Raw genomic sequence first — 12,659 nt, 5'->3', positions numbered from 1 at the left:
GCCGGCAGTGTCGGTGGGGAGGGCGGCTCGTTGCAAAAAAGACATTGGCCGGCTAGGCTGCCGTTCCCATCGGTGGTCGTCTGAATGTCGACTGAAGAAAGCCGTCTCAAGGATACCGGCATCCGCCTCTCGGAGGCGACGGCGGGTGATTTCATTGCGCTCTTGAAACCACGGGTCATGGCGCTTGCAGTGTTTACTGCCTTCGTCGGCCTGATGATGGCGCCCGGCGTGATGAATCCAGTTATCGCCGTAATCGCCATCGGCGCAATCGCGGTTGGAGCGGGAGCCGCCGGCGCTCTCAATATGTGGTACGACGCAGACATAGACGCCTTGATGTCTCGCACGTCCAAGCGACCAATTCCGTCCGGTCGCGTCACGCCTGGCGAAGCTCTCGGCTTCGGTCTGGTGCTTTCCGCACTGTCGGTCATGACGCTCGGCGTGTTGGTGGGGTGGCTCGCCGCATCGTTGTTGGCGTTCACCATCTTTTTCTATGTCGTTATCTACACAATGTGGCTGAAGCGCTCGACGCCACAGAATATCGTCATAGGCGGCGCGGCAGGCGCCCTTCCTCCGGTGATCGGATGGGCGGCCGCAACAGGCGCAATCGGCATTGAAAGTCTCATTCTGTTTCTGATTATTTTCCTCTGGACGCCGCCTCATTTCTGGGCGCTGGCCCTTTTCAAGGTCGGCGACTATGCCGCGGCCGGCATCCCGATGATGCCGAATGTGGCCGGCCAGCACTCGACCAGAAAACAAATCTTCGCCTATTCGTTGCTCTTGGCGCCAATCGGCGTGCTCCCTTGGGGCTTCGGCTTCGCGAGCGGATATTTCGGCACTGCTTCAGCCGCGTTGGGTGCAGGTTTCATTTGGCAGGCCTGGAAGGTTCTCGTCGCCGACAAGGAGATGAAGCCGGCAAAGGCGCTGTTTGCGTATTCGATTGTTTATCTTTTCGCAATATTTGCGGCGTTGCTTGCCGACACCATTGTAATGCGAGTGATCGCTTCAGCCGGCTATTGACCCCGGCTCAAAAAAATCACGTTGGCAGAGCACAAAATCCCAGCAACAGCAGAATAACGACGCCAAGGCCGAGTACGAGAACTGTCCTTCCGTCCATGACCTTCACCTTCGACTAGAAGAGCATATCGAAGAACCACGTCCGTAGCTAGTCGGGCTACCCGGGACCTCCTACTCCCGGGTCTTCCTACAAAGCGCGACAAGTCCCCCGCATGAGAGTATATTGATCATGGTGCAGGTCGCGGTTTGCGTGGGCCAATCATGCAGAACGGCAGCACCGTAAAACGCGACCTTACCGGACCTGGTCTGGAGGAATGGTCATGGCAAGCTTTCACGTGATAGCAGGCGCCAGCGAGACGCTGGAACATACGAGAATTCGAAAAATCGGCGTCTCCGATCTTTTTGATGCGCTCAGGCGTGGCGTCGATGATTTCATGGTCAAGCCGTCGCACATCGTATTTCTCTGCCTGATCTATCCGATTGCCGGAGTCGTGCTTGCTGTCTGGACATCAGGCAACAACACGCTGCCGTTGCTGTTTCCGCTTGTGTCCGGCTTTGCGCTGATTGGTCCGTTCGCGGCGATCGGCCTCTATGAGATCAGTCGGCGGCGGGAAGCCGGGCTCGACGCCTCATGGAGACACGCCTTTGAGGTCAGGAGTTCTCCAGCGCTGCCGGCTATTGCAGCGGTCGGCGTCATGCTGCTTGCCATCTTCATCGCCTGGCTTTTGACGGCCCAGATATTTTACCAGACCCTGTTCGGCCCGGCGCCGCCGCAATCGCTGTCCAGCTTCATCAGTGAAATATTCGCCACGGGACGCGGCTGGACGCTCATCATCCTGGGTCACGCCATCGGCTTCGTGTTCGCCGCGGTTGTGTTGTGCACCACGGTCGTCGCATTCCCGTTGTTGCTCGACCGCGATGTCGGCGCCTACGAAGCCATCCACACCTCGGTGCGCGTTGTCCTGGCCAACCCGATCGTGATGGCGGTGTGGGGCCTTATTGTCGCCGTCGCCCTGATCATCGGATCGCTGCCAGTGTTCGCCGGGTTGGCAGTAGTGCTGCCGATCCTTGGTCATGCCACCTGGCATGTTTACCGGAAAGTTGTGGAATCGCCGCCGGCGACCAGACCGTGAGTTGAAAAAATGCACTCTGCCCGCACCGGCGAAAGTGCCGGGGCGGGCAGGGTGAGGCAGAGCTTTCAATAGGCGGGGTGGCTGAAACGGGCCTGGCGCGCGTCCTTTGTCAGGTCGCGGAAATCTTTGCCGCTCACATGCACAAGCGTCTTGTGGTCGCCGCCCTCGAAATAGATTTCGGGAGCGCCGCCGAGGCTTTCATCGAGAACCACCGGCACATCATAGGCAGCGCCGATCGGCGGCACAGCGCCGACGTCGCAATCGCCGAATAACGAGACCACCTCGTCTTCGGACGCCAGCCCAAGAGGCTTGTCCATGACATCCTGCAATGTCGCGAGTTCTATCCTGTGCGTGCTTGGAACCACGGCGAGCGCGTAGCCACGGTCGTGGTGAACGACCACCGATTTGGCCATTATGCTGCCGGGCACATGTGCCGCAATGGCGGATTGTCTGCTTGTCGCGGTGCGGTGATGCTCGACGGTGTCGTAGGAAATTCCTTTCCTATCGATGAAGTCCTTCAATCTGTTTGCGATGGTCATCTTGGGCGCCCCTTGCTGGTGTTCGCGACGCATGTGGAAACGCCGGCATCGCCTGTCGTTTCCGATATCAACAGAAATGGACCAGCCGTGGATTGTTTCAAGGCTAAGCCTCAAGGACCGGACCGCGTGGATCCGGACTGCATGTCAGGGCCCGGCCCCGAAAAACGCCATTCGGGTGAGCAGCGTGTAGTCCGCTTCGAAGACCATCATCGTCACGAACACCAGCACCAGCACGGGCGGCAGGATGATCGCATATGTCAGCGCCAGCCGTTCCCAGGCCATGTGCATGAAGATGGCGACGATCAGTCCGGCCTTGAGCATCATGAAGATCAGGATCAGCGACCATCTGAGATAGCCATGGAGACCGAAATAGTCGACCAGATAGGAGCAGGTGCTGAGGATGAACAGCCATGCCCACACCACCAGATAGAGCTTGATCGGGTGCTCCTGATGAACCTCCGCCGGGGTAACGCCGGTCGTCGTCGCATCATGCCTATGGGCGCTGTCCAGTGCGTGTTGTCCCAGGCCGTTTGCGGTTGCTTCAGCCATGTCCTGCCTCTCACCAAAGATAGAAAAATGCGAAAATGAACACCCAGACCAGGTCGACGAAATGCCAGTAGAGCCCCATGATTTCGACGTTCTCGTAGCGCCCCCTCCGGCTGGTGAAGAAGCCGGGCCGTCCGACGTCGAAATCCCCGCGCCAGACCTTTCGCGCCACGATGATCAGGAAGATCACCCCGATCGTCACATGCGTGCCGTGGAAGCCGGTAATCATGAAAAAGGATGCGCCGAACTGTGCAGCGCCCCAGGGATTGCTCCAAGGCCGCACGCCCTCGGTGATCAGCTTGGTCCATTCGAAGGCCTGCATGCCGACGAAGGTCGCGCCGAGTGCTGCGGTCAAGAGCATCAGGACTGCCGTCTTGCGGCGGTCGCGGCGGTAGCCGAAATTGACCGCCATGGCCATCGTTCCGCTGCTCGAGATCAGCACGAAGGTCATGATGGCGATAAGGATCAGTGGAATGTCGGAGCCGCCGATGCGCAGGGCGAAAACCTCGCTCGGATTGGGCCACGGCACGCGTGTTGAGATACGCGCGGTCATGTAGGAGAGCAGGAAGCAGCCGAAGATGAACGTGTCGCTGAGCAGGAAGATCCACATCATGGCCTTGCCCCAGGACACGTTTTTGAACGCCCGCTGATCCGAGGACCAGTCGGCGGCGATGCCTTGCCAGCCTGCGGGCCGCGGCTCTGTTCGGCCGATGTGGGCCAGTGTCGTCTCTGCCATCCGCCCGTTCCTCCTAGGTCAGCAACCCTCGGCAAATGTCGATTAAAGTCGAAGCCCAGCCGGCCAGAAGCGCAAAGATGGCGAGCCAGACGAAAAGCAGGAAATGCCAGTACATCGCGCACAGCTCGACACTGAGGCGAAGCCGCTGCGGCTGCGCTCCGTTCCAGGCACCGACGCTCGTTCTGCCCAGCCCGACCAGTCCTCCCAGTATATGCAGGCCATGCATTCCCGTTAGCAGGTAGAAGAAGCTGTTGGCCGGATTGGATGCCAGAAAATAGCCGTCCGCACTCAGTTCCCGCCATGCCACAAGCTGTCCAATCAGGAAGACGAGCGCCGTGAGTCCAGCTGTGGCGAGGCCGAGCCTGACCATGTCCACTTGACCCTTGCGCGCCGCGAGCGAAGCGCACTGTATCGCAATGCTGCTCAAGACCAGTACGCCGGTGTTAAGCCAGAGCAGGGGCGGGATGGGCAGAGGCCGCCAATCCGACAGCGCCATGCGCATGAAGTAAGCACTGGTGAACAGCGCGAACAGGCAGCCGACGACGGCAAGGAAGACGCCGAGACCGATCTTTGCGGTCGGCAGCGCCGATCGGTCCAGAGCGACAAAATCCCCGGCCATGCTTTGCTCGAGCCACGGCTTCGTCATTAGCCGCTGATGGGAAAGCCACCACCCAGCAATACCGGCGATCACGAGCAGGAAGACCAGGATTACGCTCATGCCGGCTCCCTGGAGGGCGCGAAGGAGCCCGGAACGTTTTGTGGTATGAAGTCCTCCTTGGCTCCCGGTACGCTGTAGTCATAGGCCCAGCGATAGACGATCGGCAAATCCTTGCCGAAATTGCCGTGGGCGGGCGGTGTTTGCGGCGTCTGCCACTCGAGCGTCGTTGCCCGCCACGGATTGCCGCCAGCCTCACGGCCATGGCGGATGCTCCAGATGAGGTTGAACAGAAACACAATCTGGGCAAAACCGACCATAAAAGCCATGATGCTGATAAACGAGTTCAGGTGGTGGGCCGATTCCGTCATGATCGTCATGTCGGTCAATTCGTTGTAGCGCCGCGGCACGCCCATCAAGCCGAGATAGTGCATGGGAAAGAAAATCAGATAGGCGCCGAGAAAGGTGATCCAGAAGTGGAACCGGCCCAGTGTCTCGTTCAGCATCCGGCCGGTGACCTTTGGGTACCAGTGGTAGATCGCCCCGAAAATCACGAGGATCGGCGCAACCCCCATGACCATATGGAAATGGGCGACGACGAACATCGTGTCCGACAGCGGAACGTCGACGACGACATTGCCGAGAAACAAGCCGGTCAGCCCGCCATTGACGAAGGTAACAATGAAGGCGAGGGCGAAAAGCATTGGAATGGTGAGGTGGATATCGCCGCGCCACAGCGTCAGCACCCAATTGTAGACCTTGATGGCGGTCGGAACGGCGATGATCAGTGTCGTGGTGGCGAAGAAGAAGCCGAAATAGGGATGCATGCCGCTGACATACATATGGTGCGCCCAGACTACGAAGCTCAACGCGCCGATGCCGACGATGGCCCAGACCATCATGCGGTAGCCGAAGATGTTCTTGCGCGCATGGGTGCTGATCAGGTCGGACACGATGCCGAAGGCCGGAAGCGCAACGATGTAGACCTCCGGGTGGCCGAAGAACCAGAACAGATGCTGGAACAGGATCGGGCTGCCGCCGCCGTGCTGCAACTGTTCGCCCATCTCGACGATCGCCGGCATGAAGAAGCTGGTGCCGAGCGCCCGGTCGAGAAGCATCATCACGCAGGCGACGAACAGCGCCGGGAAGGCGAGCAGCGCCATGACGGTGGCGGTGAAAATACCCCAGACAGTGAGCGGAAGGCGCATCAGCGTCATGCCGCGCGTGCGGCCCTGCAGCACCGTCACGACATAGTTCAGGCCGCCCATAGTAAAGCCGATGATGAACAGGATCAGCGAGACGAGCATCAGGATGATGCCCCAGTCCTGGCCGCCGGGCGTACCGGTCATGATCGCCTGCGGCGGATAGAGCGTCCAGCCGGCACCCGTCGGTCCGCCGGGCGCGAAAAAGCTCGACACCAGAACCAGCACGGCCAGCAGATAGATCCAGTAGCTCAGCATGTTGACATAGGGAAAGACCATGTCGCGAGCGCCGACCATCAGCGGAATCAGGTAGTTGCCGAAGCCGCCCAGGAAGAGTGCGGTGAGCAGGTAGATCACCATGATCATGCCGTGCATGGTGATGAACTGGTAGTAGGCTTCCGGGGTGATGAAGTCGAATGTGCCGGGGAAGCCGAGCTGCAGCCGCATCAGCCAGGAAAGCACCAGCGCGACCATGCCGATCGCTGTCGCCGTCGCCGAATACTGGATGGCAATGACCTTGGCGTCCTGCGAGAAAACGTATTTCGTCCACCAGCTGTGCGGATGGTAGAGTTCCATTTCCGCGACTTCGGCCGGCGGTACCGCATCTGCAGGTGTGATATCGACCATAGGAACACCTCCGTGCCCTTTTCGGCCAGCCCGACAGTTCGGGCTTGCCGCACTATTTTCAATCCCGACGGCGCACCGTCGTTTCGGTTTCCTACTCTGCCGAGCCCATCTGTTGGGGCGCGGACAGCTGCGCAAAAGTCTGCTGCTGGCCAAGCCACGCCAGATAGTCTTCCTGCGTATCGACCATGACCACGCCATGCATCATCGGATGTCCCTGGCCGCAGAGTTCGGCACACAGGACCTGGAAGGTTCCGGTCTTGGTCGGAGTGAACCAGAAATAGGTGACCGAGCCCGGGATCATGTCCATCTTGGCGCGGAATTCCGGCACGTAGAAATCGTGCAGCACATCGATCGAGCGGAGCAGCATCTTGACCGGTTTGCCAACCGGGAGGTGCAGGTCGGCCGCTTCCACTACGACATCGTCCTGGCCGTTGGCATCGGTGGCGATGACGCCGAGTGGATTTTCAGCGTTGACGTCGCGAGTGTCGGATGTGCCGAGCTTGCCGTCCTTGCCGGGCAGGCGGAAACTCCATTGCCACTGCTGGCCGACGACTTCGACCTCGGTTGCGTCGCTTGGAACGTTAACGAACCGGCTCCAGACGAACAGGCCAGGAACGAGCAAAGCCGTGACGCCAACCGCGGTGACGACCGTCAGCCAGGATTCGAGCCGCCTGTTCTCAGGTTCATATGCCGCCTGATTGCCTTCCCGATGACGGAAGCGGAAGACGCAATAGGCCATGAAAAGAACCACGGCGGCGAAGACGACGCCGGTGATCCAGAAAGTTATGATGATGGTGTTGTCGATATAGTCCCAGTTCGAGGCAATCGGCGTCCACCACCATGGGCTCAGGAAGTGGAACAACACCGAGCCCACGACTATCAGAACGAGTACAAGCGCAACGGCCATGTCCCGGTTCCTCCCGGTATTCCAAGCGGCGCAAGCCGTCCCGGGAAATACCAAGTGCATCATAACTTGATTTGCGATGAAAATTCTAGAGCCGGCTGTGGGAAGGGCAAAAATACCATTTCGCGGCGCTGGCGGTCCTTCGGTTCGGCGGTGACAGCGGAAGGCAATGGCGAGCACGCCGAATGCGCCTGGCAGAACCACCGGAACGGCGATCGCCGGGGATACCTTCCACCTGCTCGACCGACAGCTCGACGAAGGGAGCGGCGTCACCTTATTTGCCGGCAGATGTCACCCGCCAAACTGTGTTGCCGACGTCGTCGGCTATGAGCAGGGCCCCGGTTTTGTCGACAGCCAGGCCGACAGGCCGGCCGCGCGCCTTGTTGTCCTTGTTCAGGAAGTCGGTCACCACGTCGGTAGCGACGCCGCTAGGATGGCCGCCGTTGAATGGTACGAACACCACCTTGTAGCCATTGAAGCGCGTGCGGTTCCAGCTGCCGTGTTCGCCAACGAAAGCGCCGCCGCGATATGCCTCGGGGAGGTTGTTTGCCGTATAGAAGGCCAGTCCCAGAGGGGCGACGTGGGAACTCAGCGCATAGTCCGGAACGATCGCTTTCGCGACCAGGTCCGGACGCTGGGGCATGACGCGGGGATCGAGATGCTGGCCATAATAGCTGTACGGCCATCCGTAGAAGCCGCCATCCTTTACCGAGGTCAGATAATCCGGCACGAGATTGGGGCCGAGCTCGTCGCGCTCATTGATCACGGCCCAGAGCGCCCCGGTCTGCGGCTCCCAGCTCAGGCCGTTTGGATTGCGCAAACCGCTGGCGAAAATGCGCGACTGGCCGGTGGCCCTGTCCACCTGCCAGATGGCGGCGCGGTTCTTCTCGGCCTCGATGCCGTTTTCGGCGACGTTGCTGTTCGAGCCGATGCCGACATAGAGCAGCGAGCCGTCGGGGCTTGCCACCAGGCTCTTCGTCCAATGGTGGTCGATCGGGCCGCCGGGCAGGGCGGTTAGCGGCGTTCCGGGCGCGGTGATCTTGGTTTCACCGGTGTTGTAGGGATAGCGGACGATGGAATCGGTATTGGCGACGTAGAGATCGCTTCCCACCAGCGCCACGCCGAAGGGGGAGCTCAGGTGGTCGAGGAAGACGCTGGTCAGCTCCGGCTTGCCATCGCCGTCGGCGTCGCGCAGCAGCGTAACGCGGTTGCTCGGGCCGCTGTCGCCGCCCGAGGTGACCCAGGACTCGATCCAGCCCATCACCAAATCCTTGGGCCGTTTGATCGGTTCGCCGCCCGGCGCCTTGGACTCGACCACCAGGACATCGCCATTGGGCAGCACATAAAGCGACCGCGGATGCTGCAGGCCGTTGGCAAAGGCCTGGATCTGGAGCCCCTGCGCGACGGTCGGCTTTTCGTCGTTCTTCCACCCGACCACGGAAGCGAGATGCATGGGCGGGAAGAAATATTGGATCGGCTCGGGCAGGTTTGGATTCGGCCCTATCTGACTGCCGGGATCCGGGTCGTTGCCACTGCACGCTGCAAGAGTGATCGCCGCAGCGCAAGTAAAGATGGACGCCGCGATGCGCCCGGCTTGTCTGATGGAGCTTTCTACGCGCATCAATCCGCCACTCCGACGTGATGCCGGTAAACCATGGACCAGCCCAGCCAACCGGTGAAGATGAGGATGAGCACGACAACCGCCGAGAGGATCAAGCCGGTGGGAACGATGGAGGTCCATGCATCGCGGGTGTGCACGAGCATGTTGATGATGGACAACGCCAGCGCCAGCAGATTGCCGAGCACGTGCGGCCAGGCGGGAGGCTGTGCCCTTATCAGCGGATTAGCCAGAAAATCGATCAACCCCGCGATCGCTGCAAGGCAGCCCATGATCACGCCGACGGTAACCAGCCAAGCGGAGAAGTCAGCCCACATCATCTCCGCTGTTCGCCAGTAGGCCAGATCCGTCAGCAGGGTGCCGACGAAGCAGGCGATCGGAAACGGCACCAGCATCGGATGAACGGGATGTCCTGCAATCCTGGCCGTCGAACGCGGATTGTCACCGACCATGATGCGCCATCCTTCTTGGTTCTCGTCCAGACAACCGCCTACCCGGCCTCCGGCGGCTGTTGCCGAGAGGCCGGCAGACGACCGATCGATCTGTCAGGCCCAAAAAGGGCGCTGGCTGGCTGCGCCTGCTAGGCGGCCGACTGGGTCGGCGGGTTCTGATACATCATCCAGAGCTCGATCGCCGCCAGCACCGCGACCAGAATGCCGATCACGACATGCACGGTCATCGCCGTTGTCGCCTGGAATCCAAGCACCCAGGGCGATACGAGAACCCACAGCCCGACGACCAGGTTCACCCACTCTTCCCACACGGCAAATGCTGCGAGGGCGGCAACCGACAGCACGACGATCAAGATTCCGCTGCCGAGGGCGTTCTGCGTCTGCGGGCCTGCCGCAAACGTGAAGATCCAGGGAGAGAAGAACAGAATTGCCCCAAGGATCAGGTTGGCTACGTCACAGAGCCTGGCGTTTGTCCACTGGTTCATGGCATCCTCCATAGGGAGCGTTTATGGCTCCCGAGTTCGGCAAGGTGGTGCCTGAGTTCGGCGAGATGCGCCCGAAGCCGCTCACTCCGTGTCACGGTAGTGCCCTGCCCAGCTGGAATTCGCATCTGGCGGTACTCCAGCCAAATCCGGCTATCTAACTGAATTCCGGGCTTTATGTTCCATTCGGCACCGGCACGCCTGGATCACTTGGTGGTGATCGAGCGATCCAAAGCTGCCTGTCAGGGGGCGGCGGGGCGGCGGCGCGTAGCTCATTCTGTCTTTTTATCGAGCCGGTGAAACATTTCTTATGGATCGCAGTTCTTGGATCCAGAGGAGTTGAATAAGGGCAACCTGCTTGCACGGGAGGAGCACGGAAGGCACAACTATAAATACGCTCTGCATAGAATACTTCGCAACGAGAAGCTCTCGCTTGTCTTGGTTGCCGCCGAAGCTTGTTTGAAAGACGGCGGTCGCCGCCGAAAAGATTTTCTAAATGAAAATAGCCCAGATCGCGCCACTAACCGAATCCGTGCCGCCCCGAACCTACGGTGGAACCGAGCGAATTGTTTCGTATCTGACCGAAGAACTTGTCCGACAGGGCCACGAGGTGACGTTGTTCGCCAGCGCCGATTCTCGTACCTCAGCCGAGCTGGTGCCGTGTTGCGACGTCGCGCTGCGCCTGAATCCCAGGGTCCAGGACGGTGGTCCGCACCACGTCATGATGCTTGAACGGGTGCGCCGGCGAGCCGATGAATTCGACGTTTTGCATTTCCACGTCGATGTTCTGCACTTCCCCATCATTCGGGATTTTGCCAGACGAACGGTTACCACGCTTCACGGCAGGCTCGACCTGCCCGATCTGGCGCAACTTTATGCTATGTTCGACGATGTTCCCCTGGTCTCGATCTCCTTCGACCAGCGCCGGCCCGTGCCGCCCGTCAATTGGATTGGAACGGTGCACCATGGCCTGCCCCGCGACCTTCTGCCATTCCACCCGAACACCTCTGGCTATCTTGCGTTTCTCGGTCGTATCTCGCCGGAAAAGGGGCCGGAAGCGGCCATAGAAATAGCAGCGCGGGCCGGGTTTCCCCTGAAGATCGCCGCCAAGATTGACAAGGTGGACCAGTCGTTCTGGAAGGAAAGGGTCGAGCCGCAAGTGCTGCGGCATTCGAACGTGGAGTTCATTGGCGAAATCGATGAGCGGCAAAAGGCGGATTTTCTGGGCAATGCGAAAGCGCTTTTGTTCCCGATCGACTGGCCGGAACCCTTCGGGCTCGTGACGATCGAAGCAATGGCCTGCGGTACGCCGGTGATTGCGTTCCGGCGTGGCGCCGTCCCGGAGATCATCGATGACGGTGTGTCCGGATGGATCGTGGATACGGTGGAGGAAGCTGTGGGCGCGCTCCGGCGCATCGACAGCCTCGATCGCGCACGAGTGCGGCAGACGTTCGAGAAGCGGTTCACGGTCGAGCGCATGTGCAGCGATTATGTGGCACTCTACCGAGCACTCACGAGCGGCATGGCAGACGCAGTTGACCCCACAAACGAGATCTCCAGAAACATCGCGATGGTGGCCGCGGGGGGCTGAGGAACTGACTAATCCACATGCAGACCACGACGGTGACGTCAGGGGGCACCTGCGGGGTCTTGTCGCCGGGCACGGCGACTGCGCCAGAAGCTTTTGATCAGCAGCAAGCTTTCCCGGGGCTATGGCTTTCGCGAGCGGTGGCACACTGCCGCCGCCCAGTCCGGATTGACGCGCGATACTTTCGCTGCAAAGGTACTTTAACGACTTGTTTACCATGCGTCAGTCAGGGGTGGGGGAATTTGGAACGGTTTTTGGGTGCGAACCGCCTTAATTGGGATGATCGGGCCGAACTGCACTCGACCGACACAACGGGCAGCTACCACATCGAGAATGTGCTGGCCGGCGGATCCAATCTTTATGAGCTGGAAACGCGCGAGGTCGGCGATATTGCCGGCAAGGATATCGTCCACCTGCAGTGTCACATCGGCCTCGACACGATCAGCCTGAAGAATCTCGGCGCAGGCAGTGTGACGGGGCTCGACTTTTCACCGGCGGCGATCGCGGCGGCGCGGGATTTTGCTGCGAAGGCAGGCACCGACGTGCGCTTCGTGGAAGCGCCACTGTTCGAAGCGGTGGAAGCGCTCGGTCGGACCTTTGACATCGCTTACGTTACATGGGGCTCGGTAAACTGGCTGGACGACGTGTTCCGTTGGGCGCGGGTGGTTGCCGACCTCCTGAGACCCGGCGGCCGTCTCTACATGGCCGAGGGCCATCCATTGATGTTTCAGTGCGATCGAAAGGCCGCGGCCCTGGAATTGAAGCACGACTGGCGAACGCCGATAGCTCGGCCGCTCGCCTGGAACGAGGAACTGACCTACACCGGCGATGACCGCATCCTGAAGCATCCTCGCTATTATGAATGGATCCACCCGATCAGTGACGTGGTGAATGCGCTGATTTCAGCTGGTCTGACGCTCGATTTTCTCAATGAGCATGACACTGTTTCGTGGCAGCACTTTTCATTTGCCGTGCGGGCCGGCAAGGATATGTACGGCTTGCCAGAGAACTCTCCCAAGATACCGATGGCCTATTCCATTGGCGCGACGAAGCGTAGCATCGGCAAGATACCATACCTTGTGTCTCCCAAGGCGATCGAGGGGCACTAGTCCAGGTCGACGCTCCTGAGTACTCGGGTCGGAGCGTCGAAGTTTGCAATCGCT

Annotated in this window: 13 protein-coding genes; 4 read left to right on the top strand and 9 right to left on the bottom strand. The window is 60.1% G+C overall.

The genetic code is table 11. The annotated features are described in order from the left end of the window. The first annotated feature begins 84 nt into the window (after positions 1-84). Together NKJ12_RS19830 and NKJ12_RS19825 are read left to right on the top strand one after the other, a co-directional pair. Positions 85-1,017 carry a heme o synthase gene (locus NKJ12_RS19830; protein ID WP_352704513.1) on the top strand — a complete coding sequence of 311 codons (933 nt, stop codon included), beginning with the start codon at positions 85-87 and terminating at the stop codon, positions 1,015-1,017. Between the two features lie 317 nt (positions 1,018-1,334). Continuing rightward, positions 1,335-2,147 carry a DUF2189 domain-containing protein gene (locus tag NKJ12_RS19825; protein ID WP_254818341.1) on the top strand — a complete coding sequence of 271 codons (813 nt, stop codon included), beginning with the start codon at positions 1,335-1,337 and terminating at the stop codon, positions 2,145-2,147. Between the two features lie 65 nt (positions 2,148-2,212). On the opposite strand, the gene NKJ12_RS19820 is transcribed toward NKJ12_RS19825, so the two are convergent. From NKJ12_RS19820 to NKJ12_RS19780, 9 genes are all read right to left on the bottom strand, one after another. Continuing rightward, the gene (locus NKJ12_RS19820; protein WP_352704511.1) at positions 2,213-2,686 is read right to left on the bottom strand and encodes an aminoacyl-tRNA deacylase; all 474 of its coding nucleotides are present in this window, start codon (positions 2,684-2,686) and stop codon (positions 2,213-2,215) included. A gap of 144 nt (positions 2,687-2,830) precedes the next feature. Then, positions 2,831-3,235, bottom strand: coding sequence for a cytochrome C oxidase subunit IV family protein (locus NKJ12_RS19815; RefSeq protein WP_352479772.1), 405 nt, complete (start codon positions 3,233-3,235; stop codon positions 2,831-2,833). Between the two features lie 10 nt (positions 3,236-3,245). Further along, positions 3,246-3,968 (bottom strand): heme-copper oxidase subunit III family protein, encoded by a 723-nt coding sequence (locus NKJ12_RS19810; RefSeq protein WP_352704509.1) that lies wholly within the window; start codon positions 3,966-3,968, stop codon positions 3,246-3,248. Between the two features lie 13 nt (positions 3,969-3,981). Beyond that, complete coding sequence (locus NKJ12_RS19805; protein WP_352508764.1) at positions 3,982-4,686, bottom strand: cytochrome c oxidase subunit 3; 705 nt, start codon at positions 4,684-4,686, stop codon at positions 3,982-3,984. Next, positions 4,683-6,452: a cytochrome c oxidase subunit I gene (gene ctaD, locus NKJ12_RS19800; RefSeq protein ID WP_254818346.1), complete on the bottom strand. Its 1,770-nt coding sequence runs from the start codon at positions 6,450-6,452 to the stop codon at positions 4,683-4,685. The genes NKJ12_RS19805 and ctaD overlap by 4 nt, the downstream gene beginning before the upstream one ends. A 91-nt stretch (positions 6,453-6,543) precedes the next feature. Next, complete coding sequence (coxB, locus tag NKJ12_RS19795) at positions 6,544-7,359, bottom strand: cytochrome c oxidase subunit II (protein WP_254818347.1); 816 nt, start codon at positions 7,357-7,359, stop codon at positions 6,544-6,546. A 271-nt stretch (positions 7,360-7,630) separates the two neighbouring features. Beyond that, positions 7,631-8,977: a PQQ-dependent sugar dehydrogenase gene (locus NKJ12_RS19790; RefSeq protein ID WP_352704507.1), complete on the bottom strand. Its 1,347-nt coding sequence runs from the start codon at positions 8,975-8,977 to the stop codon at positions 7,631-7,633. Then, positions 8,977-9,426: a DUF2231 domain-containing protein gene (locus NKJ12_RS19785; protein WP_352704505.1), complete on the bottom strand. Its 450-nt coding sequence runs from the start codon at positions 9,424-9,426 to the stop codon at positions 8,977-8,979. The genes NKJ12_RS19790 and NKJ12_RS19785 overlap by 1 nt, the downstream gene beginning before the upstream one ends. Before the next feature lie 128 nt (positions 9,427-9,554). Next, a complete protein-coding gene (locus NKJ12_RS19780) occupies positions 9,555-9,911 on the bottom strand; it encodes an SPW repeat protein (protein ID WP_254818350.1) in 357 nt (118 codons plus the stop codon). 493 nt (positions 9,912-10,404) lie between these two features. On the opposite strand from NKJ12_RS19780, the gene NKJ12_RS19775 reads away from it, so the two are divergent. Next, positions 10,405-11,499 (top strand): glycosyltransferase family 4 protein, encoded by a 1,095-nt coding sequence (locus NKJ12_RS19775; RefSeq protein WP_352704503.1) that lies wholly within the window; start codon positions 10,405-10,407, stop codon positions 11,497-11,499. A 239-nt stretch (positions 11,500-11,738) separates the two neighbouring features. Beyond that, positions 11,739-12,605, top strand: a complete 867-nt coding sequence (locus NKJ12_RS19770) for a class I SAM-dependent methyltransferase (RefSeq protein WP_254818352.1) — start codon at positions 11,739-11,741, stop codon at positions 12,603-12,605. The last annotated feature ends 54 nt before the right edge of the window (positions 12,606-12,659 follow it).

The sequence above is a fragment of the Mesorhizobium sp. M0195 genome (assembly GCF_040322115.1).
In the GTDB taxonomy this organism is placed as follows: Bacteria; Pseudomonadota; Alphaproteobacteria; order Rhizobiales; family Rhizobiaceae; genus Mesorhizobium.
This window is presented reverse-complemented; position numbering and strand designations above follow the sequence as displayed.